General features: G+C 41.5%; 20 protein-coding genes. 1 reads left to right on the top strand and 19 read right to left on the bottom strand.

The annotated features are described in order from the left end of the window. Positions 1-7: 7 nt before the first annotated feature. From G7Y32_RS00320 to G7Y32_RS00240, 17 genes are all read right to left on the bottom strand, one after another. A complete protein-coding gene (locus G7Y32_RS00320) occupies positions 8-502 on the bottom strand; it encodes a methylated-DNA--[protein]-cysteine S-methyltransferase (protein ID WP_165209063.1) in 495 nt (164 codons plus the stop codon). Further along, a complete protein-coding gene (locus G7Y32_RS00315) occupies positions 499-729 on the bottom strand; it encodes a DUF6440 family protein (protein WP_165209060.1) in 231 nt (76 codons plus the stop codon). The genes G7Y32_RS00320 and G7Y32_RS00315 overlap by 4 nt, the downstream gene beginning before the upstream one ends. 98 nt (positions 730-827) lie before the next feature. After that, complete coding sequence (locus tag G7Y32_RS00310; RefSeq protein WP_165209057.1) at positions 828-2009, bottom strand: phosphoglycerate dehydrogenase; 1182 nt, start codon at positions 2007-2009, stop codon at positions 828-830. A gap of 87 nt (positions 2010-2096) precedes the next feature. After that, a complete protein-coding gene (locus G7Y32_RS00305) occupies positions 2097-2645 on the bottom strand; it encodes a GNAT family N-acetyltransferase (RefSeq protein ID WP_165209054.1) in 549 nt (182 codons plus the stop codon). A gap of 46 nt (positions 2646-2691) precedes the next feature. Next, positions 2692-3786 carry a 3-phosphoserine/phosphohydroxythreonine transaminase gene (gene serC, locus G7Y32_RS00300; RefSeq protein ID WP_165209051.1) on the bottom strand — a complete coding sequence of 365 codons (1095 nt, stop codon included), beginning with the start codon at positions 3784-3786 and terminating at the stop codon, positions 2692-2694. 729 nt (positions 3787-4515) lie between these two features. Then, positions 4516-5697: an NADP-dependent isocitrate dehydrogenase gene (gene icd, locus G7Y32_RS00295; RefSeq protein WP_165209048.1), complete on the bottom strand. Its 1182-nt coding sequence runs from the start codon at positions 5695-5697 to the stop codon at positions 4516-4518. A gap of 333 nt (positions 5698-6030) precedes the next feature. Continuing rightward, on the bottom strand, positions 6031-6897 hold the full coding sequence (rsmI, locus tag G7Y32_RS00290) for a 16S rRNA (cytidine(1402)-2'-O)-methyltransferase (RefSeq protein ID WP_165209045.1): 867 nt from the start codon (positions 6895-6897) through the stop codon (positions 6031-6033). A 3-nt stretch (positions 6898-6900) separates the two neighbouring features. Next, complete coding sequence (gene yabA / locus G7Y32_RS00285; protein ID WP_004225156.1) at positions 6901-7221, bottom strand: DNA replication initiation control protein YabA; 321 nt, start codon at positions 7219-7221, stop codon at positions 6901-6903. Further along, a complete protein-coding gene (locus G7Y32_RS00280; protein ID WP_165209042.1) occupies positions 7214-8014 on the bottom strand; it encodes a PSP1 domain-containing protein in 801 nt (266 codons plus the stop codon). The genes yabA and G7Y32_RS00280 overlap by 8 nt, the downstream gene beginning before the upstream one ends. Next, positions 8011-8874 (bottom strand): DNA polymerase III subunit delta', encoded by an 864-nt coding sequence (locus G7Y32_RS00275; RefSeq protein ID WP_165209039.1) that lies wholly within the window; start codon positions 8872-8874, stop codon positions 8011-8013. The genes G7Y32_RS00280 and G7Y32_RS00275 overlap by 4 nt, the downstream gene beginning before the upstream one ends. After that, positions 8871-9530 (bottom strand): dTMP kinase, encoded by a 660-nt coding sequence (tmk, locus tag G7Y32_RS00270; protein ID WP_165209036.1) that lies wholly within the window; start codon positions 9528-9530, stop codon positions 8871-8873. The genes G7Y32_RS00275 and tmk overlap by 4 nt, the downstream gene beginning before the upstream one ends. Positions 9531-9653: 123 nt before the next feature. After that, positions 9654-10313, bottom strand: a complete 660-nt coding sequence (locus G7Y32_RS00265; RefSeq protein WP_165209033.1) for a CBS domain-containing protein — start codon at positions 10311-10313, stop codon at positions 9654-9656. A gap of 503 nt (positions 10314-10816) precedes the next feature. Beyond that, positions 10817-11536 carry a YebC/PmpR family DNA-binding transcriptional regulator gene (locus tag G7Y32_RS00260; protein WP_165209030.1) on the bottom strand — a complete coding sequence of 240 codons (720 nt, stop codon included), beginning with the start codon at positions 11534-11536 and terminating at the stop codon, positions 10817-10819. Between the two features lie 466 nt (positions 11537-12002). Next, positions 12003-13094 carry a glycerol dehydrogenase gene (locus G7Y32_RS00255; protein ID WP_165209027.1) on the bottom strand — a complete coding sequence of 364 codons (1092 nt, stop codon included), beginning with the start codon at positions 13092-13094 and terminating at the stop codon, positions 12003-12005. Positions 13095-13138: 44 nt separating this feature from the next. Then, positions 13139-13807 carry a fructose-6-phosphate aldolase gene (locus G7Y32_RS00250; RefSeq protein ID WP_165209024.1) on the bottom strand — a complete coding sequence of 223 codons (669 nt, stop codon included), beginning with the start codon at positions 13805-13807 and terminating at the stop codon, positions 13139-13141. Positions 13808-13825: 18 nt separating this feature from the next. Beyond that, positions 13826-16282: a glycyl radical protein gene (locus G7Y32_RS00245; protein WP_165209021.1), complete on the bottom strand. Its 2457-nt coding sequence runs from the start codon at positions 16280-16282 to the stop codon at positions 13826-13828. 405 nt (positions 16283-16687) lie between these two features. Then, on the bottom strand, positions 16688-17434 hold the full coding sequence (locus G7Y32_RS00240; protein WP_165209018.1) for a DeoR/GlpR family DNA-binding transcription regulator: 747 nt from the start codon (positions 17432-17434) through the stop codon (positions 16688-16690). Positions 17435-17565: 131 nt separating this feature from the next. Here G7Y32_RS00240 and G7Y32_RS00235 point away from each other — a divergent pair, with 131 nt between their 5' ends. Further along, on the top strand, positions 17566-18342 hold the full coding sequence (locus G7Y32_RS00235) for a glycyl-radical enzyme activating protein (protein WP_004229269.1): 777 nt from the start codon (positions 17566-17568) through the stop codon (positions 18340-18342). Positions 18343-18410: 68 nt separating this feature from the next. Here the strand turns inward: G7Y32_RS00235 and G7Y32_RS00230 are convergent, their stop codons facing one another. Further along, a complete protein-coding gene (locus G7Y32_RS00230) occupies positions 18411-19241 on the bottom strand; it encodes an SDR family oxidoreductase (protein ID WP_165209014.1) in 831 nt (276 codons plus the stop codon). Positions 19242-19368: 127 nt separating this feature from the next. Then, on the bottom strand, positions 19369-21471 hold the full coding sequence (locus G7Y32_RS00225) for an ATP-dependent Clp protease ATP-binding subunit (protein WP_165209008.1): 2103 nt from the start codon (positions 21469-21471) through the stop codon (positions 19369-19371). Between the last annotated feature and the right edge of the window lie 215 nt (positions 21472-21686).

Below are 21686 nucleotides of genomic sequence, written 5' to 3'. Positions count from 1 at the left end.
TCCTCTCTTATTTTTTCAATGTGATAGTCAGACCCTCATGCTCAAGCAGCCAAGCTTTTTTATCAAGACCACCAGCATAACCCGTCAACTTTCCTTGACTCCCCAGCACACGATGGCAGGGGATAAAGATACTAATGGGATTTTTTCCGACAGCAGAACCAACGGCTTGGGCAGACCGACAGTTGAGTTTTTTGGCAATTTGACCATAGGTCAGGGTGGATCCGGCAGGAATGGCAACGAGAACCCGCCAGACCCGCTTCTGGAAAGCCGTCCCTTGAGGAGCCAGAAAGTCAACAGCTGAGGGATTTTGACCCGCAAAATAAGCATCTAGCCAAACCTTAGCTTGTTCAAGAACAGAATTAGCCTTGAAGACTATATCAGTCTCTTCAAAACCTCTTTCATAGTATTTCTGGCCGAGAAACCAGGCTCCTAAAAGAGTTTGGCCATCAGCAACCAAGGAAATAGGTCCCAAGGGAGATTGATAGATTTGTTTACAAATCATAATTCTCCATTTCGCCACTTTTCATTGATTTTTGGACTGCCATCAGGATTAAGCAAAGGTATTAAACTGCCTCCAGAGACACCAACAAAAAGATACTCTATACCTGTTTCACAATCAACATACAAGATATCCACTCCATGAATACCTGTGCCTTTGGCCGTAAAATGAAGCGCATAAAACCGCTCTCCTAACGATTTCTGATAATCTTTTAAATCTTTTTTATCCATAAGATTCTCCTAACTCATAGTCAATGGTCTTATTGTACCAAATTATAGAAAAAACAATGCCTTCAAAGAGACATTGTTTTTGGCAAAAGAACAGGGGTTCACTTATAAGCCTTAATCAAGCGTACCTTGATGATATTGTCACTGGCTTCAAAGGCCGCTACTAGAGCATTAATCTTCTCTTTATCGGTTTCATCTAGATCCAGCAAAGTGTAGGCAAAATCCCCCTTGGAACGGTTGAGAATATTGGCAATATTGATGTTAGCATCAGAAACCGCTGTCGAAATCTTAGCCACGATATTAGGAACATTGCGGTTGATCAAAGTGATACGGTAAGGGGCCTCGAGAGCTTGGTGCATATTGGGAAAATTAACTGAATTGGTGATTTCACCAGTTTCGATAAACTGACGAATTTCCTGACTAGCCATTATGGCACAGTTGAGCTCTGCTTCTGCTGTCGAACCGCCCACATGCGGAAAGACCGTAATCCTGTCCTTATTGAGCAATTCTTCGCTGCCAAAGTCTGTGATGTAGCGTTTAACCACACCTGCTTCAATGGCTTCAAAAAGATCTTGATGATTCACTAACTCTCCCCGAGCAAAGTTGATAATGGCGGTACCCTTATTCATAAGGGCAAAAGCCTTGGCATTAAAGGTCTCACGGGTATCGTCTGTCAGAGGAACATGAATGGTAATATAGTCGGCATTGGCGAATATTTCCTTGATATCTTGAACTCGCTTAACATGGTGGGAGATATTCCAAGCAGCTTCAATAGAAACGTAGGGATCATAACCTAAAACAGACATGCCTAATCGTCTGGCATCATTCGCAATACGGGCGCCGATAGCCCCAAGCCCAATAACACCCAGTGTTTTTCCACGGATTTCAGTACCGGCAAATTGTTTTTTACCAGCTTCAATCTGTTTAGGAACATCAGCACCTGAAAGCCCATTAACCCAAGCGTTAGCTGAAATGTAATCACGCGCCGATAAAAGAATAGATGCTGTCACAGCCTCTTTCACCGCATTGGCATTAGCACCAGGGGTGTTAAAGACGACAATTCCACTTTCTGTTGCCCGATCAATCGGAATATTGTTCGTCCCTGCACCGGCACGCGCAATAGCCTTAAGATTGCTCGGAAAGGCATAATCGTGCAAATTCTGACTTCGGATAATATAAGCATCTGGGTTTTCTGCTAAATCCCCATCAACCTGAAATTTATTCCCCAATTCTTTTAAGCCAACTTGATTGATATTATTGAAGGTTTTTACACTGTAAACCATAATTTACTCCTTGTTATAATCTATTACTAAGAACTAATACGAAAAGAGCTATCTAGGAACACTAGCCTGATAGCTCTTTTCACCAGTCTAGATGATATGATGATCAGCCTCATCCACTTCCTGATAAAAGCCTTTTTCAGCCTTTGACTTAATTTTTTGATAGGCCAAACGCTCACCCTCATAAACAACTTTCCCACAGTAGTGATAGCCCAATTTTTCTAAGATATGCTGCATGGCCTTATTTTTCTCGTGTGTGTCACAGCGAAAATCCGGACCATCGTGCCCTTCAATCAGACCCTGCAAAAAGATTTGAGCCACCCCCCGTCCTCGGGCTGAATCCGCTAAAGCAATTCGATGAAAGGTAACATAACGATAATTATTGTGTTCCCACTTGCCATCATAAATACCATCGTAGGCAGGTTCATGACCTTCAATAACTGCAGCATAGGCCACCAAGAGTCCTTCCTCTAGGCCCACCCAAGCGTGTCCCTCGAGGACATCTTCAAAGATATCCTCTTGACTCGGATAACCATTTTGCCATTGGTCACTACCTGATTGAGCCAAGTAGCTCCTCGCTTCTTCAATAATTGTCATGATTTTGTCCACTTCGTTCGGATGGGCCAGACGAATTTCCATTATTCTCTCCTACTTACACATATCAAAAAGGGATTAGTTCCATTCTCTACTTATGTTGATCTTCAAACTGCTTCATGAAATCGAGCAAATCCAAAACGCCTTGTTTTGGAAAAGCGTTATACAGACTGGCGCGCATACCGCCAACACTGCGGTGACCCTTGATATTCTTGAAGCCAATTTTATCAGCCTGAGCGACAAATTCAGCATCCAATTCCTTACTTGGGGTCACAAAAGGAATGTTGGTGACAGAACGGTCTTTAACATTTTTCACAGGACTGGTATAGAAGTCAGATTGCTCGATGAAATTATAGAGCAAGCCAGATTTTTCACGATTAATCTCTGCCATCTGATCAACTCCGCCGATAGTATTCTTCACCCATTCAAAGACAAGTTTTGAAATGTAGATACTATAAGCTGGTGGCGTATTGTAAAGCGAACCCGCCTCTGCCTGAATACGATAATCCAGCATAGCAGATAATTGGGGCTGAGCATTGAGAAAATCCTCTCTGACAATAACCACGGTCACCCCTGCTGGGCCAATATTTTTTTGAGCGCCAGCATAAATCAAAGCAAAATCTTCCACCTTATAACGAGCCGCCAAAATATTGGAAGACATGTCGGCCACAATTGGAACACCATTAGTATTAGGCAGATCATAGATAGATGTTCCTTCAATCGTATTGTTCGTTGTAATGTGGACATAAGCCGCATCTTTATCAATACTGGCTGGATCAAAGTCAGGAATATGATCATAGACCGTATCTTCTGAAGAGGCCAAGAGAATTGGCTCAAAAGGAATGGTCTTGGATAATTTTACAGCTTCATTGTAAGCCTTCTTACCCCAAGAACCGCCGACTAAATAATAAGCCTTCTTACCTTGAGCAAGATTGAGCGGTACCATGGTGAATTGGAGGGAAGCCCCACCCTGCAAGAACATGACCTTGTAATTATCAGGAATAGCCATCAGTTCTCGCAAGAGTTTTTCCGCATCTTTAATAATTTTGTCGAATTCTGGAGAGCGATGGGACATTTCTAGCACGGACATTCCGGAACCTTGATAATCAAGCAGCTCATCACGTGCTTGTTCTAAAACTGGTTTAGGTAAAGTAGCAGGTCCTGCTGAGAAATTGTAAACAGTCATAACGACACCTCCAAAATTTTAATGGCTTTATTGTAGCATAGTTGTCTGAATCTTGTAAAGATTTTCATGAAAACGATTCCTTTATTTTAGCTAAAGCCGAATATTAGCAAGAAAAGATAATTAATAGGTGAAAAAAGAGTGGGATCAACCCCAAAATTGAAAATTTTGGTTCTCACTACGTTCTGGTTTTAAAGTGATAATCTGAAACGATCTCCCCCCAGACCGTTTTTGACACTTACTTTGCAGGCTTCATTTCCCGATTACAAAGGTCTCCCAAATCTTTTTAACCCACTCCCGCACAGTTCAAGAGGTCTGAGGGAGCTTTTGAGATGGAAATAAGATGAACGATGGTCATCACATTCGTTTAGTTTTCCGCTTTGGACTTGTGGCAAAAGGAAAACCAAAACCAGCCAGCAGTGATTCATTGGTGCTAAAGCACGTCATGAACTGTGCAGGGGTAAGACTAAGTTGCTGGCATAGCCAACAAGTCTTGCTCCCAACCATTGTGCTAAGAGGTTATTCCAAAACAGAAATACTGGACAAGTTTGTTCCCAGCCTTTTGAGCTGCTGGGACTAATTCTTAAAACTGAAAGTTTTATAGCCAACTTTGAGAGAGCCAATTAGCTACTGACTGCTAATATGATTAAGATGAATCACTTGTCCAGCCAGTACAGGTAAATAGAATAAAATCATACTAACATTTTTTCGTCGGTTAGCCTGTCTCCTGTCTTAAAGTTTGTCAATAATCTTCTGAGCAAAATCGCTAGTCGAGAGGGCCTCAACATCCATAGCAGAAGCAAAATCAGCCGTGACCTGTTTGGCCTGAATCGTTTCTTCTAGCGCAGCTTCAATCTGATCGGCAGCTTCTGTCCATCCCATGTAGTCCAACATCATAACAGCTGATAAGAGCAAGGAACAAGGATTAGCCTTATTCTGACCTGCAATATCCGGTGCCGTTCCATGGGTCGCTTCAAAAATAGCATGACCCGTTTCATAGTTGATATTAGCACCCGGGGAAATGCCAATTCCACCAACCTGTGCAGCTAAAGCATCACTGGCGTAATCGCCGTTAAGATTAGTCAGAGCCACCACTTGAAAGTTTTCCGGATGAAGCAATATCTGCTGAAAGAAATTATCAGCAATGATATCATCGATGACCAAGCAGCCATCTGCAAGGGCTTCGGCATAGTCTCGCTGGGCCAATTCATAGCCCCATTTTCTGAAACCACCCTCGGTAAATTTTTGAATATTTCCCTTATGGACTAGGGTGACTTTTGTTAGACCATGGGTCAGAGCATAATCTATAGCAGAACGAATCAGCCTTTCACTTCCCTGAACTGAAATCGGTTTGATGCCAATGGCTGAGGTCTCAGGGAAGCGAATCTTCTTGACAGCCATTTCTTCTTGTAAGAAATTGATAACTTTTTTAACCTCCGCCGTTCCGACCTCCCATTCAATACCTGCATAAATATCTTCGGTATTTTCACGAAAGATGGTCATCTGAGTTTTTTCAGGTTCCTTGAGCGGGCTGGGCACACCCTTGAAATAACGGATAGGACGCACACAGGCAAAGAGATCTAATTCTTGACGCAGAGCTACGTTAAGCGAACGTCTGCCTTGTCCGACTGGCGTCCCCAAAGGTCCCTTGATAGCAATCAGATTTTCTTTAATCACAGACAAAGTCTGCTTCGGCAAAGATTGACCAGTCAAGGTAAAGGCCTTTTCACCCGCCAAGACCTCTTGCCAGTCAATCTGGCGGCAGCCTGCATAAACCTTTTTTATGACTTCATCAATAATGCGACGGACATTTTTCCAGATATCCTGACCGATACCATCCCCTTGGATATAAGAAATAATTGGATAATCAGGCACCTGTAAAGCGCCTTTTTTCATAAAAATTTTTTCAGACATAAGGGCCACCTCCTGTGGACTAGAATATGAGTTAATTTTTAAGTCAGCATAATTGGAGCAAGGGGCGAATAAGCTTATTATTCTTCCGGTGCCCTCAAACTCGAACATAAGCCATCCAGTATGCAACTCTTGACAAAGATGGCAAAAATACAATCCCACATAAGTCTTCCAACTATCAAATACTTCATCAAATTTTTCTAAGTCAGTTTGCCCAAGCTAATTTGACAATTTAGGTATACTAAAAACACTCCTGTTTTCCTACTTATACTAGTTCCAATAGAAGTGTTTTGTTTGTCTATCAATTTATGAATCCATGCCAAAAATGCCTGATCCTTATAAATCGTGATAAAGCTTATAAACCTCTTGGCGGTTGAGCTGATAAGTCTTAGCGACTTCTTTAATGGCCTTATTGGGCTTGACACCCTGAGCAATCGCTTCTTCCACTAAACCTGTAATCGCCGAATCATCCAGCTCAGCAGCTTGTGCTTGCTGACCACTCGAGCCAGAGACAATCAAGAGACACTCCCCCTTGGCAGGAGTATGCGCCAGATGGACGAGGATTTCAGAAATTGATCCCCGCTGATATTCCTCATAAATCTTGGTCAGTTCCCTCACCAAGACCACTTGGCGGTCGCCATAGATTGATCTCATATTGGTCAGAGTATCCACTAAGCGATAAGGAGATTCATAAAAAATCTGTGTTTCTGGATAGGTTAGCTTCTGTTTGAAGAATTCCTCCTGCTGCCCCTTCTTGCGCGGTAAAAAACCATAAAAGACATGAGGCTGAGGAGCTAGACCACTGGCAATCAAGGCTGTAATCCCAGCCGAAGCCCCCGGCAAGGCAACCACAGAAATCCCCTGTTCAATAGCTGCTTGCACCAAATCATGACCTGGGTCAGAAATGCTAGGTAGACCGGCATCGGAAACTTGAGCTAAATTTTTCCCAGCCAACAGCAAATTCAAGAGAGCCGGAATCTTCTCATAAGCATTGTGTTCATGGAAGGAAATCTGCTTGGTAGCAATTTCAAAATGCTTGAGCAGAAGGCCAGTATTCCTAGTATCCTCGGCACAGATAAAATCAACAGATTTGAGGATTTCTACCGAGCGATAGGTCATATCCTGCAAGTTTCCGATTGGAGTCGGCACGAGGTAGAGCTTTCCTGTCCCCTCTTCTCCCTTAAAAGATTTTTGCAGCTGCATGCCCTACTCCCTGTTCAATAATTCCATACAAAAGAGACAATCTTCGTTATTATCACGGCGTTTGCCATAATCATTGTTGCAGACATGAAAACCATCCTCATAGATAGACTCTAAATTTTCTCGGCCCTGACTGAAAGATTTGGCAGGCATTTTCTCATCGACATCAGATAGACGTTCCCGCAGTTTGGCATTTTCCAACCGCAGCTGGGAATTTTCCTCCATGATTTCCTGCATCTTCTTCTTCATCAATTCGACCTGAGCAAAATTTTCCATCAAATTATTGGAAACATCGTCGAAGGCAGCAAAGAGTTCATTTTTATCCATGTAAGCTAATCTCCTCCAAACTATAGGTCAACAAGCTAGCCCGATCTTCAAAACGAACCTTAACAGTTTCAGCAAAGACATCCATCCCTGCCACAGTCCCCCTACCTTCAGCAGTCTCTACTGGGCTGCCGAAATCAGGAAATTTCTGCTTGGCTTCTCGGTAAAAATCATCTTCAAAACTGAGACAACAGAGCAAACGACCACAAAGGCCAGTTGTCTTACCAGTATTGAGAGAAAGGCCTTGATTCTTAACCATCTTAATCGAAACCGGCGGAAAATCACCGAGGAAACTGGAACAGCAAAGGGGGCGGCCGCAAGGACCCAGACCGCCAAAGATTTTCGCTTCCTCACGGGTATTAATCTGCCGCAATTCAATCCGTGCTCGGAAATGAGCAGCTAGATCCTTAAGCAACTGTCTGAAATCCACCCGATGCTCAGCTGTAAAGGAAATGAAGACATGACTGCGATCCAAAGGAAAGGCAATATTAACGAGCTTCATATCTAATTGACATTTGGTAATCATCTGATTAACCGCCGCTATATTATCATGAGCATAACGACGATTAGCTTGATGGCGGTCAAGATCCTCTTGCCGGGCCAGCCCTAGAACCCGATCCATCTTAACAGGCAGATCAGCTTCTTTTAAATCAATATTAGCCTGAACCACCTGAGCCAGACGATTGCCCTTACGCAAGCGAACCACCACTAAATCTTTTTTTTCATAAGTTTGGTCTGGCAAAACATAGGAAATGAGATCATTTTCCTCATATTTTACCCCTATTACTTCTGTCATTCTAACACCATATATTCTAAAACATTTTGAAAACTGACATTACTAAGCCACATCTGTCTAGCTTGATAAACCTTAGTAACCTGACGAGGTTGCCGAGTCCGTCCCAGCATCACCAGCAAGAGTTTAAAAGCCAAATCTTGCTCCGCTTTATCAGTTACTAAACTAGCTAGACGTGTCACTTGCAAAAAAGACTGGTCAGGATCCTTATCTAAGCCAGCAATAAATTTTTCTAAACTGCGACACAAGTCGTCAAATTTAGTCATTTCTGTCAACGCTAACGCTGAAGCTTCATCATCAGCCACAGCGGCAATCAAGCTAGCCTTAGCTTTTAAAAGACCATTTTGCTCCAAGCGATTTTTTAAATACTCTTGATTCTTTGGAAAACGAAAAATCTGACAGCGACTCTTGATTGTTGGCAGGACCTTGCTCTCGTCTGACGTCAGAAGAATCATGTAAGAAGACGATTGAGGTTCTTCAATAAATTTCAAGAGACTGTTGGCCGCATTAATGTGCATTTTATCGGCATCTCGAATAATGAAAACCTGAGACTTGCCTTCAAAACCCGACCGCGTAAAATCACGCAGGAGCTCGCGAATAGTATCTGTCTTGATGACATTGCCCTGAGGCTCAATTACCTTGACATCTGAGAAATCCCGCTCAGCAATCAAACGGCACTCCCGACATTGTCCACAGGGCAGACTATCTTGCAAGTTTTCACAAAATTGACTTTGAGCCAGAAAAAGAGCCATTTCATAGCTGCCAAAATTCCCCGAAAAAAGGTAGGCATGGCTGAGTCTGCCCGTCTTCAGGATATGATGAAATTCTTGAAAAATCTTAGGTTGTAAATCAGCTAATGTCATCCTCGATCCTTTGCAAGTGCCAGCTGAATAGTCGCTAAAGCATCAGCGACTACTTTTTCTAAGTCTTGAGCAGCATCAATAATCTTAATCCGCTCGGGCTGACTCTGAGCCAAATCCAAATACCCCTGTCGCACCCGTTGATGCAGATCCAGCTTTTCCAAATCCAAACGGTTCACTTCTCGAACCTCAGCTTGCTCAATACGTGCCAAACCAACCTCTGAAGGCAGATCAAAAAGCAAGGTTAACTCTGGTTTAGTTTCTTCAATAGCATAATTATTAAGCCAGTCAATATCAGCAACCGACAGGCCTCTCCCATAGCCCTGGTAGGCCACTGAACTATCAATAAAACGGTCAATCAGAACCAACTTGCCTTGAGCTAAAGCCGGCAGAACTTTCTCAACCAAATGTTGTCGCCGCGCTGCGATATAAAGTAAGAGCTCTGTCTTTTCATCCATGGCTGTATTATTGACATCCAAAATGACCTGACGAATACTCTCAGCGATAGCTACCCCACCAGGTTCCCGAGTGGTCACCACTTGAAAGCCTTGAGCTTCTAGTAAGGGGACCAATTTTTCTAAGACGCTGGTTTTACCAGCCCCATCAGGTCCCTCAAGGGTAATCAAATGCCCTTGTTTTTGCGTGTTCAGATTTTCCATAACACCTTTATTTTACCAAAAAACTGGTAAGATTTCTCCCACCAGTCTCCAAAATATGAATATCAATCAACCTTCATTTCTGACGAACTAAAGGAACTACCCAAGGAATTTCCCAATCTCTAGTTAAAACAAAACCTTAGCTTGCGTCTCTTGAATACCATCAACTACCAAGCCAACAGTTTCTAACTTGGCCTTGAGATCAGCAATGTCAGCTTTACCATCAATTTGGATTTCATTGACAACCTTACCATCCTTAGCCCCAGCAATTACTGTCCGACGGATATTGAGACCTTCTTTGGTAATAGTGCTGACAATCTTTTCCAAAACGCCAACGCTATCATCAGCCAGAATACGGACACGCACCCCCTCTTCACCATAACCAGAGACTTCCAAGAAGGTACGGAAAATATCTTTATCGGTAATAATCCCTGAAACCACACCGTTTTCTTCGACCGGCAACACACCAACCTTGTGCGTCATCATCAGATAGATGGCATCTTCTACGCTGGCAAAGGGCGACACAGTTACCACATCCTTGATCATGATATCACGAATCTTGGTCTTGTTGAGCAGGTAATTCATTTCATAAATAGACAGACTGGTTGCCTTAGATGGACTGTTCTCAGCCATGGTTCCAGCCGTCACAATCCCTACTAATTTATCATTTTCAATAACTGGCAAACGGCGTAAGCCTTGTTCCCGCATGATATCCGCCGCATGGGCAACGGTCGTATCAGGTGATACATAGACAACCTTTCGGGTCATAAAATCTCTAACAGCCATAATCTATCAACCTCACTTAGACACTAAAAATTTAACAGAGCAGACCTTTCCTGCCCCCTATCGCAATCCTATTATATCATTTTTTTGAGAACGGTTTCAATATTTTCATGATTTTTTCAAATATTTCTGTTATAAAAACCTGCCAAAGAACCCCAGTAATGCTTTGCAGCGGATTCTAAGAATCAACTTTTTATCATAGCTAGTCATATCTCCTTTGAAAATCAAAACCATAAGCCGTTGCAGATAGAACACGCCCATAAGACAGGGCAAAAAAGATAGCCCTATCTAGAATCTTAAATGACCCTTCGGCAGGAGGCATCCTATTTGCTTAACCTTTGATGGTTTTGTACCTTCTTTCAGCTCACCATAGTTTAAAGCTCAGGTTATCCATTCCAGAAACCTCAAGAGGCCTCCTAAAACTTTTGAGCTGCCTACAACCTGTCTATCTTTGAGCATTTAAAAGAGATAAGGAATGTTTCCCTACCTCTTCTAATCTAAATATTTTAGTCATCAAGGTCCACATTGTGATAAACCTTTTGCACATCCTCATCATCTTCCAGAACATCAATTAAGCCTTGGAAAACATCCAAATCTTCACCAGACAAGGTAACTTCTGACTGAGGAATCATTTCTAATTCGGTCACTTGGAATTCTTCCACACCATTGGCACGCAGGGCTTCCATGCCCTTATGAAGATCTGTTGGAGCTGTATAAACAGTGATGCTACCATCTTCTGCTTCGACATCATCAACATCAACATCAGCTTCAAGAAGGGTTTCAAAAATACTGTCCGCATCATCCCCCTTGAAAACAATGACTCCTTTGCGGTCAAACATATAAGAAACAGAGCCAGAAGCTCCCATGTTTCCACCATTCTTACCAAAAGCGGAGCGAACATTAGCTGCTGTCCGATTAACATTTGATGTAAGAGTATCAACAATAATCATTGAACCATTTGGCCCAAAACCTTCGTAACGCCCTTCAACAAAGGTTTCATCAGTATTTCCTTTAGCCTTGTCAATCGCCTTATCAATAACGTGTTTAGGTACTTGCGCTTGCTTAGCCCGTTCCAAAACAAATTTCAAGGCTGAATTAGATTCTGGATCTGGTTCCCCTTGTTTAGCAGCTGCATAAATTTCAACACCAAACTTAGCATAAACCTTTGAGTTAGCACCATCTTTAGCCGTTTTTTTTGCAACAATATTGGCCCATTTACGTCCCATGGGTAAGTCTCCTTTTATCAATTTTGATTTATCCAGTAAAGCTGAAATTCAAAGTTAGAAAATCAGCTAAATCCTAAGTTATTATAGCAAGTCAGCCCCTAAAAATCAAGGTAGAAAAGAAGGCTGGAAAGTTAAGCAATCTTCTTTCTATTACCACAAGACGATTAGTTAGTGGGAGAGGCTTTTATATAATAATGCTTTTTTAGGTACTTTTTTCACTAAGTCATCGGCAATTAGCTGCCATTATTTATTATAAAGAAGCGAAGGATTTCAACAGCAGTGTTTTTCTAACAAGTCTATTATATACAATTACATCTACTCATCCTTCTGATCTACCTCTATTCTAGCTCTTTCAAACACAAAACAGTCTGATTCTTTGGTATTCAAAAAATCAGACTGTCCTTTTAATATTTTTTGATTTTCATTCCTTATTCATTAGGAATACTTCACTAACTTTTATTGCTTTTTATTCCAGCGACTTGCTGTACTGGTCGACTGCTAAAAGTGCATGGGCAACATCACCAGCACTGATTTCAAACGGCATTTGATGGATTGTCTCACCTTCAATTGTCGCCTGTTTGCCGACCTTTAGAAGTTCAGAATCATCAACATTTTCTAAGTGTATCTCTTCTAAAGTGGTTGGCATTCCAATAGCTCTATAGAAATGAATATATTTGTCAATTTCTTCTTTTGGACGGTTTTCAAGGAAAAGCTGTGTCAATGTTCCATAAGCAACTTTTTCACCATGTGTTAGATGATGAATATCTCCTTCTAGGGCTGTAAATCCATTATGAATGGCATGAGCAGCAGCCAAGCCTCCGCTTTCAAATCCTAGACCACTTAATAAAGTATTGGCTTCAATGACATTCTCAAGAGCCTTAGTCACTACTTTGGCTTTACAAGCTGATAAGGCCTGCAAACCATCAGCGAATAAAGTTTCTTCACAAGATCTAGCAATTGCAAGACTGGCTAAACTTTGTCCGGCACCAGCCATGGTCTGGCCATTTTTTTGGAGCACGGCTCTTGCCTCTACCCAGGTTGCCAAGCCATCAGCAATTCCTGAAGCCAACAACCGTACGGGTGCCTTGCTGATAACAGCCGTATCTACCAAAACTAAATCAGGATTTTTTGAATAAAAGATATATTTTTCAAACGCTCCTTCTTCTGTGTAAATAACTGATAAGGCTGAAGTTGGAGCATCTGTGGACGCTACGGTCGGAGCAATGACAACAGGTATTTCTAGGATATCTGCAATTGCCTTTGCACTGTCAATCGTCTTGCCTCCGCCAAGGCCGATAATCAAATCATTCTTGTTTTCTTCTGCAATTGAGACAACTCGGTCAATTTCTTTTGTCGAAGCTTCTCCATTAAAAGGAACATATTTTACAAGCAGGCCTTCTTGATTAAGATAAGTTTCAAACTGCTGTCCAATAATCTGATAAACAGTCTCGTCAGAAAGTAGAATTGGGCGACTTCCTAAATTGATAATGGCCTTTGGATTATTAAATAAGGCATTTTCTCCCTGAATATAGCGAGAGGGACTGGCAAAAATTCTCATCGTAGGATCTCCTTTTATCTCAAAAATTTTTAAATACTATAATACTATATAGTTGAACGTCCTTGGGTACTTTCCCAATCCGCAGTAAAATCATCAACTGCCTTTTGAATAGACGGATTGGCAAAACCAGCAGCAAAGATATCTGCTCCAGCGGTAACAGCTTGAGCACCGGCAGCTAGAGCTTTGGTCATTTGAGAAACATTTTTAAAGCTTGCGGCTAAAATTTTTGTAGTGGCTTGTTTACGCTCAATAGCCAAAGCAAGCTGACTGATTACCTCAACTGGATCTGTATTAAGATTTTCCATACGATTGTAATAAGGTGCTAAATAATCTGCTCCAGCTTCAATGGCCAAAAGGCCTTGAAAAACAGTATAAATAGCCGTTGCTGTAATTTGAAACCCTTCTTTTTTAAGCTGCTTAATAGCTGTCAGACCTTCTGGAGAAACAGGTATTTTAATATAGAGATTGCCTCCAAGTGTATCTCGAAGTTTATGAGCATCTTTGATGATACCTTCCACATCTTCTGCAACAACTTGAGCATGAAGACTTGGTTCTTCGCCAACAATAGCACGAACCTTTTTCATCTGTTCGAAAAAGTCAATCTCCCCTTCTTTTTTAGCGATAGATGGGTTGGATGTCACACCGGCTAATGGCAAGATGGCAGCCCATTTTTTAATCTCCTCTAAGTTGAGTGTGTCAAGCATAAATTCCATTTTCTTTTCCTCTTTTTCTTAAAATGCGTGTTCTGTCCGTGCAATAATATCATCTTGAGTTGCTTTAGAAAGAACATTGAAGAAGGCTGAATAACCTGCAACACGAACAATCAAATCACGATGTTTTTCAGGATATTTCTGAGCGTCAATCAAAGTCTCGCGGGAAACCACATTATACTGGATATGATAGCCGTGAAGACGGTTGAAGAAGGTTCGAAGCAGAGCAATAAGTTTTTGTTTGTCCTCTTCTTTTGCTAGGGTTTGTGGATTTACTTTTTGATTGAGAAGAACTCCGCCGACAATTTCATCCGTTGGTAATTTAGAAACAGATTTAAGCACAGATGTTGGACCATTCTTATCCATATTGTGGGATGGCGAGCAGCCTTCAGCAAGCGGTGTTCCGGCATGACGGCCATCAGGAGTGGCTAAAGTTCCGCGGCCCTGTCCAACATTGGCTGAGATAGAAGATGTTCCTGAATAACGGATACCGCCGATTGGACCACGACCATAGCGTGTATTAGGGTATTTAGCAATTTCATCAACATAAACATCATAGCAATCACATACCAATTGGTCTGCGTAATCATTGTCATTACCGTATTTAGGAGCTTCATTAATAAGCATTTGACGGATTTCTTCACCGTGCTTACCAGCATAATCTGATTGAAGAGCTTCCCAAAGTTCAGCCGTTGTTAAACGTTTTTCTTCAAAGACCAATTTCTTAACAGCAGCCAGAGAGTCAGAAAGATTAGCGATCCCAACTTGAAGTCCGGAAATGTAGTCATAGACTGCACCGCCTTCTTTCAAATGCTTACCACGACCGATACAGTCATCAGTCAAAGCTGAACAAAGAATATCTGGAACCTCACGTTCAAGACTTAGGTCAATGCTATTTTCTACAATGACACTCATCCGCGTCAAATAACGAAGGGTCTTATCCCAAGCAGTCTTGAGTTCTTCATAGGACTTCATGTTGACAAAGTGACCAAATTCTGGGGCAAAGCGTTTGCCAGAAGCTGGATCAATACCATTATTCATAGTAATGAGCAATACTTTAGGGAAATTCATATAACTCATGCCGGTACAGCGATAGCCCCATTTACCAGGAACTGCCGTTTCCACACAGCCAATTGCTGAATAATCATAAGCATCTTCTTCTGTTACACCCTTGTTGATAAAAGACGGAATGATGATTTCATCATTGTTAAAGGCTGGCATACCAAAGCCCAATTTCATCACTTCAATAGCTTCATTCATGAAATCTGGATCAAGTCCAGCATGGTAACGAACCGTCAAGTTAGGCTGTGGCAAATGTGTTTGAGCAACTGATCTCAAAACAAGGAAAGACAAAGGGTTAACCGCATCTTTTTTATCACGTGTCTGACCGCCGATAGTGACATTTTGATAAAGCGGTGATCCAGCAGATGAGAAGGTGTGGGCTTGGCTGCGCACTTTATTAATCGTCAGTGTCTTAATCCAAAGATTGGTCAAGCGCTCAACAATTGACTCTTCAGTTTCACGACCTGCTTCGATATCGGCCTTCATATATGGATACATATATTGGTCAAAACGCCCGTAAGAAAGCGAGTGACCATTTGATTCAATCTGAAGAATACATTGGATAAACCAGACAGACTGGACAGCTTCTGCAAAGGTTCTGGCTGGATGGTAAGGTACGTGCTCACAAATCGCTGCAATGTCAAGCAGTTCTTTGCGACGTTTAGCATTAGCTGTTTCTGCCATTTCTTTTGCCAAAGCTGCAAAACGCTCTGCATAAGTCTTGACAGCCTCTATTGTAATCAAAATAGAATCATAAAAGTGGTATTTATCAATGCTGGCTGGATCTGTCAAATCAAGATTGGCTTTAGCTTCACGCGTACGCTTTTCAAAACCAATGAGTCCTAGTTCAAGTAGTTTTTGATAATTGACAGCCAAATGAGCATCTCCGGAATTCATCTTACCTTCCATGCCGAAGAAGCCTGTTTCCATATACACCTGCACTTCATCCGGAAGCATAGCACCTGCTCGAGCACGCAGGTTATTATTTTCCCAGAAAGGAGCAATTTCACGAATTTGCTTTTTGGTTTCTTCTGTAATGTAGAAAACATCCCCATCACGTTTTTCAAAAAGATCCAGTTCATTTAAAACAAATTCAAGGGTGTATTCAGGAAAGATTGGTGCGTCTTTATCACCGGAAGCTTGGTTACCAACAATCAAGGTCTCGTCATCAATATAGAGAGACATTTTTTCCAAGATATTTTTAAGCATGTAAGCACGCTTAAGAACATTTGGTTTTTCCTGATGTTCTTTATAAGCTTCAGTAGCAAGAAGGGCACGTTCTGCATCAATGTAAGGCTTCTTGTCAAGAACCTTATCACGGTAGTTATACATGCGTTCTGTTAAATAACCAAAGTGTTTTTGAGAATTTTTTTGAACATCATTGGTATATTTTTGAGTTAAAAGTTGAACTGTCATTTCCTCCTCCTTTTATGTTCGTAATTTTTTTATTTTCTTTCGAAATTATAATAACAGTATCTTCCCTGAAATGCAATTATTTTTCTTAAAATACAATCGTTTTTTTTAAAAAAGGATCAGCTTTGGTGAATGAAACCACTGACCCTTTTTGCTTTTTGTGCAAACCTAAACATTTTAACAAAAAAATCTGGACAAAGCCAGATTTCTAGATTTTATTTTAAACCAAAAACTTTTTTATTAACCAACAATGTCAACTGAATTTTTATCCTAGATTAGCTGTATCAAGATCCTGATCTAACTCTAAAACTTTTAAAATAGTAGACTTGTCAGTCACCAAATGATTGATGTTTTAGCCAGCAAACGTCTTTTTTCTTTATTCATAGCAGTTTTACACTATTATTATTTTTAGTCCACCAATTTTAGATTAATATGATTAGCCCTTAAATGCTCACGTAAGGTTTTTGAAACATCAGAATCTGTTATGACTTGCGAGACTTGGCTTAAAGCAAATTGATTGACCAAACTGCGTTTAGTAAACTTACTTGAATCTGTTAAAACAATTAATTCATCAGCTGATTTAGCCATATATTGAACAACTTCACACCGCATCATGTCTTTTCCCATAAAACCTAATGCTTTATCAAAGCCATCTGTCCCTACGAATAATTTTTCAACATGGAACGACTTAACCATCTCTTTTAGCAAAGGTCCAACCGTTACTTCAGAGTTAGCTTGGTAATTGCCGCCAAGCAAAATCACCTGACAGGAATCATACTTTCGAACGTAAGACGCAATAAAACAAGAATTAGTAATAATTTTAACATTACGTCTATGTTGACAAATGGCTTCTGCTAATAAAGCACAGGTCGATCCTGATTCAATCATAATCGTTTCATTATCACTGACCAATTCAACTGCCCTTTCCGCAATGGCTTTTTTGATCTTATAATGATAAGAAAGTCTGACATTTAAATCATCGCCACTATTCAATACTGCATAGCCATGCTCACGATGCAGTAAGCCTCTACTTTCTAACTTGTCCAAGTCTTTACGGACAGTTACTTTTGATACACCTAACTTTTCAGATAGGGTATTAACATCTATTTTTTTAGCTTGAGAAACTAAATTAATAATATCATCTAAACGCTTCATACAATCACCTCTGGATTTATTTTAACAGATAAATATTAAAAAAGAAAGCAAAGCAAAAGATTACGTTCGTAATTGATTGAATTTCGTTTTTGTGATAGACTGACATTAAGATAAAAAAGGAAGGTAAAACCATGACTGGTGAAAAAGGAATCATTTTCAATATTCAGCATTTCTCTATCCATGATGGCCCAGGCATTCGTACAACTGTTTTTTTAAAGGGCTGTCCCTTGCGATGCCCTTGGTGTTCCAATCCTGAATCTCAAAAGCGTCAGCCTGAACAAATGCTGGATGCTGAAACAAAGCTTCCAACGATTATGGGAGAAGTAAAGACAGTGGACGATATTATATTTGAAGTAAAAAAAGATGTCGATTTTTATGAAGAATCCGGTGGCGGTCTTACTCTATCTGGCGGTGAAATTTTTGCACAGTTTGAATTTGCTAAAGCCATTCTCAAACGTGCTAAAGAAGAAGGGCTTCACACAGCCATTGAAACAACAGCTTTTGCCGAACACGAAAAATTTACTGACTTAATCCAATATGTTGATTTTATTTACACAGATTTAAAGCACTACAATACGATTCGTCATCGCAAGGTGACAGGTGTCAATAACAATCTTATTATTCAAAATATCAATTATGCCTTTACACACAATAAAACAATTGTTTTAAGAATTCCCGTTATTCCTGATTTTAATAACTCATTAGAGGATGCCAAACACTTTGCAAAACTATTTAATGATATTCAAGTGGACAAAGTTCAGCTGCTCCCTTTTCATCAATTTGGAGAAAATAAATATAAACTTCTAAACCGCAAATACGAAATGTCTGACTATGCAGCCCTTCATCCAGAAGATCTTTATGATTACCAAGCTGTTTTTCTGAAACACGGCATTGACTGTTATTTTTAAAATGCAGAGCAAAAAACGCTGGAATATTCCAACGTTTTTTCATTTATCTTGCCTAAGGCTCAGTGCTCTCACTTGGTTAGTTCTGCTAGACCGATGGGGTTGCGTCCCAAGACGCGCTCGATGTCATTTGAAAGCCCAGCCTGTTCTCCTTTGGCAATGGCCGTATAAGTGGACACCCAAGCGTCATACTCCCAATCCTCTGCTGACCAAGCCTTGCGGGATTCGTAGGCTTCTTCGACCGTCTCTGGGACATAAGTGACCGTTTTCCCCAGACTTTGGCTGAGAATCCGAGCTATCTCGCCCATTGTCAGCTCTTCAGGCCCTGTCATATTCAAAGTTTGGTTGGCCCATTTACTTGGATTTTCTAAAATCTTGGCCAAGACCTGAGCAACATCTTGACGGGCCACCGCTGAAACTTTGCCATCTCCAGCAGGGCCCTTAATTTGACCATAGGCTCGACCCAATTCAACAAAGAAATCCAAGTAAAAATTATCACGAACAAAGGTATAGGTAAAGCCCTGCTCTTTGATATAATTTTCTGTCCCTGCATGGGTGCGGCTGAGCGTAAAAGTCGCATCAGGCTCAGCACCATAAAAAGAGGTATAGACAATCTGCTTGACTCCAGCCTTTTTGGCACTGTCAATAAAAGCCTTATGCTCCTCCAATCTATCCACACTTTCACTAGCCGAGACCATGAGGAGAACATCCACACCAGTCAGGGCTTCTAATGTTTCTTGAGACCGATCGTAGGCCGATTGAAAAACAGGAACACCAGCAACCTTGGGAGCCCGCTCTGGGCGTCTGGCTAAATAACGCAAATCCATCTTTTTTCCGTCTAGTGCTTGAGCAACCAGACCGCCTAGATGGCCTGTCACCCCTGTTAAAGCAATAACCGTCATAGTTTGCCTCACTTTCTTTTTTCATTATAGCACGCCTCAGATAGCCTGTCCGTTTTTTAAGTTGCTAAAAGACCCCCACCTCATGGAGGCGAGAGTCTTCATAAACGAATTTATCAGCTCCAAAAACCTAGGCTTTAGAAATGACCAACTGTCCATCTACCATATCGGCCTTAAGTGCTTTAACATCAAGATGATCAAGGTAGAAATCTGTTACCTTATCACGAATTTGGCCTTCAATAACCCGACGCAGAGGCCGAGCCCCCATGGCTTCATCGTAACCTTCCTCAATTAGGTAGGCCTTGGCTGCTTCGCTCACTTCCAATGTGATATTCTTTTTAGCCAGAGTGTGGTTAACTTCATCCAGCATAAGATCAACGATTTCTTTCAAATCTTCTTTCGAGAGGTGAGAGAACTCAATGACACCGTTGAAACGGTTGAGAAATTCTGGACGGAAGAATGGGGCCAATTTATCGCGCAGACTGAGTTCTTTACCATCCTCTTCTGAGGCAGCCCCAAAGCTATAACCAGCATTAGAGGTTGCGATAATCACAGTATTCTTGAAGTTGACGGTGTTACCTTGACCGTCAGTCAGACGGCCATCATCCAATACTTGCAAGAGCAGAGTAATAACTTGTGGATCAGCCTTTTCGATTTCATCTAGGAGGATAATGGAGTAAGGATTGCGGCGGACCCGTTCGGTCAAGGTATTGGCATTATCATCGTAGCCTACATAGCCGGCAGTTGTTCCAATCAGCTTAGAAACGGCAGTGCGATCGCTGTACTCTGACATATCCAGACGGATAACCGCATCCTTGGTGCCAAACATATCCAAAGCCAATTGCTTAGCCAACTCAGTCTTACCGACACCAGTAGGTCCGACAAAAAGGAAGCTACCGATTGGACGATTTCCTTCGTCAAAGCCCGCACGGTTTCGGCGAATGGCCTTGCTAACAGCCTGTACAGCTTCATCTTGGCCGATGACTTTACCTTTAAGGCGGCTGCCCATTTCTTTCAGGCGTTCAATATCAGAAGCACCCATTTGCGAAACAGGAATACCGGTCATACGCTCAACAGCTTGAGCAACATCATTAATAGTCGCCACAACCTTTTGATTTTCAGTGTGGTTATCGATTTGTTTTTGCAACTCATCAATCTTAACCTTTTCAGCCAAAGCTGCTTCATAATCTTCCTTATCAGCCGCGGCTTGCTGACGATCACGCGCCTTAGCTATATCAGCTTCTAGGGTTTTAACATCGGTCGCTGGATGTTGAGCTGCCAAGTGAGCTGCAGTGACATCAATCAAATCAATAGCTTTATCAGGCAGGGCCCTTTGTGGCATATATTGAATAGAGTAATCTACCGCAGCCTTCAAGACCTTATCTGGTAATTCCACATTGTGGTGTTGTTCATAGAGAGGTCTAATGCCTCTCAGAATAGCAAAAGTGTCTTCTGCCGAAGGAGCATTAACCTTGACCTCATTGAAACGGCGAGCCAAAGCCGCATTCTTCAAAATGGTGTTGCGGTATTCATCTTGGGTTGTTGCCCCAATAACCGTCAGCTCACCACGAGAGAGGGCAGGTTTGATAATATCAGCCAAACCCTTTGAACCTTGACCATCACCAGTACTACCAGCTCCGAGGATTTGATGAATTTCATCAAAGAAGAGAATAATATTTCCAGCAGTCTTGACCTCATCTATCAGTTTTTGGATATTTTCTTCAAAGGCCCCCCGATATTGGGTACCAGCTTCCAAACCAGAAATATCGATAGAGATGATTTCCTTATTCTTGATTGACGCTGGAACATCCCCAGCGACAATGGCTTGAGCCAAGCCTTCGACAACCGCAGTCTTACCAACACCGGCATCCCCCACCAAAACGGGATTATTCTTAGTCCGGCGAGCCAAGATTTCAGCCGTATCCTGAATTTCTTGATTCCGCCCGATTACAGGATCCAGCTTACCCTGACGAGCTTCCTCAGTCAAGTTACGGCCCAATTTAGCCAAAATACCATCCTGTTTGAGCTGACCTTTGCCAGCTTGAGCAGATTCTTCTTGCACCGCTTCTTGATTAGGCAGGTGACCGGTTTGACGGTAATAGTTAAATTCTTCAGGAGTGACTTCCCGGCCATTGATACGATATCGGCGAGTTTCCGAATTGAAACCACCCATATTCCCCATCAGTTGATTGAAAATATCATCCATATTATTAAATCCAAAATTGTTGTTCATAGCTTTACCTCTTCTACTTTTCTATTTAAATTTTTGACCATTACTGACCTTTAGCTGAAAAATTTTTCAGAACAGCTAGCTCTACGAGTAAAGCACTGTTCTGACCTTTATATAAAAAATAAAAAGCCAAATCTAATTTTTTAGCTGCCAGCTTCTTCATCAGGGCTCTCCTCTCATCTCCTAACCCTGTGATACTAATATACCACTTTGGTCAG

Origin of the sequence: Streptococcus tangpeifui (assembly GCF_011038795.1) — a bacterium.
In the GTDB taxonomy this organism is placed as follows: Bacteria; Bacillota; Bacilli; order Lactobacillales; family Streptococcaceae; genus Streptococcus; species Streptococcus tangpeifui.
The sequence above is the reverse complement of the archived record's forward strand: the minus strand, read 5'-3'. Positions and strand labels throughout refer to the sequence as shown.

What these genes read in the sequence shown, in the direction of transcription:
- G7Y32_RS00320 (WP_165209063.1), bottom strand. Translation starts at nt 502, where the DNA reads ATGATTTGTAAACAAATCTATCAATCTCCCTTGGGACCTATTTCCTTG.
- G7Y32_RS00315 (WP_165209060.1), bottom strand. Translation starts at nt 729, where the DNA reads ATGGATAAAAAAGATTTAAAAGATTATCAGAAATCGTTAGGAGAGCGG.
- G7Y32_RS00310 (WP_165209057.1), bottom strand. Translation starts at nt 2,009, where the DNA reads ATGGTTTACAGTGTAAAAACCTTCAATAATATCAATCAAGTTGGCTTA.
- G7Y32_RS00305 (WP_165209054.1), bottom strand. Translation starts at nt 2,645, where the DNA reads ATGGAAATTCGTCTGGCCCATCCGAACGAAGTGGACAAAATCATGACA.
- serC (WP_165209051.1), bottom strand. Translation starts at nt 3,786, where the DNA reads ATGACTGTTTACAATTTCTCAGCAGGACCTGCTACTTTACCTAAACCA.
- icd (WP_165209048.1), bottom strand. Translation starts at nt 5,697, where the DNA reads ATGTCTGAAAAAATTTTTATGAAAAAAGGCGCTTTACAGGTGCCTGAT.
- rsmI (WP_165209045.1), bottom strand. Translation starts at nt 6,897, where the DNA reads ATGCAGCTGCAAAAATCTTTTAAGGGAGAAGAGGGGACAGGAAAGCTC.
- yabA (WP_004225156.1), bottom strand. Translation starts at nt 7,221, where the DNA reads ATGGATAAAAATGAACTCTTTGCTGCCTTCGACGATGTTTCCAATAAT.
- G7Y32_RS00280 (WP_165209042.1), bottom strand. Translation starts at nt 8,014, where the DNA reads ATGACAGAAGTAATAGGGGTAAAATATGAGGAAAATGATCTCATTTCC.
- G7Y32_RS00275 (WP_165209039.1), bottom strand. Translation starts at nt 8,874, where the DNA reads ATGACATTAGCTGATTTACAACCTAAGATTTTTCAAGAATTTCATCAT.
- tmk (WP_165209036.1), bottom strand. Translation starts at nt 9,530, where the DNA reads ATGGAAAATCTGAACACGCAAAAACAAGGGCATTTGATTACCCTTGAG.
- G7Y32_RS00265 (WP_165209033.1), bottom strand. Translation starts at nt 10,313, where the DNA reads ATGGCTGTTAGAGATTTTATGACCCGAAAGGTTGTCTATGTATCACCT.
- G7Y32_RS00260 (WP_165209030.1), bottom strand. Translation starts at nt 11,536, where the DNA reads ATGGGACGTAAATGGGCCAATATTGTTGCAAAAAAAACGGCTAAAGAT.
- G7Y32_RS00255 (WP_165209027.1), bottom strand. Translation starts at nt 13,094, where the DNA reads ATGAGAATTTTTGCCAGTCCCTCTCGCTATATTCAGGGAGAAAATGCC.
- G7Y32_RS00250 (WP_165209024.1), bottom strand. Translation starts at nt 13,807, where the DNA reads ATGGAATTTATGCTTGACACACTCAACTTAGAGGAGATTAAAAAATGG.
- G7Y32_RS00245 (WP_165209021.1), bottom strand. Translation starts at nt 16,282, where the DNA reads ATGACAGTTCAACTTTTAACTCAAAAATATACCAATGATGTTCAAAAA.
- G7Y32_RS00240 (WP_165209018.1), bottom strand. Translation starts at nt 17,434, where the DNA reads ATGAAGCGTTTAGATGATATTATTAATTTAGTTTCTCAAGCTAAAAAA.
- G7Y32_RS00235 (WP_004229269.1), top strand. Translation starts at nt 17,566, where the DNA reads ATGACTGGTGAAAAAGGAATCATTTTCAATATTCAGCATTTCTCTATC.
- G7Y32_RS00230 (WP_165209014.1), bottom strand. Translation starts at nt 19,241, where the DNA reads ATGACGGTTATTGCTTTAACAGGGGTGACAGGCCATCTAGGCGGTCTG.
- G7Y32_RS00225 (WP_165209008.1), bottom strand. Translation starts at nt 21,471, where the DNA reads ATGAACAACAATTTTGGATTTAATAATATGGATGATATTTTCAATCAA.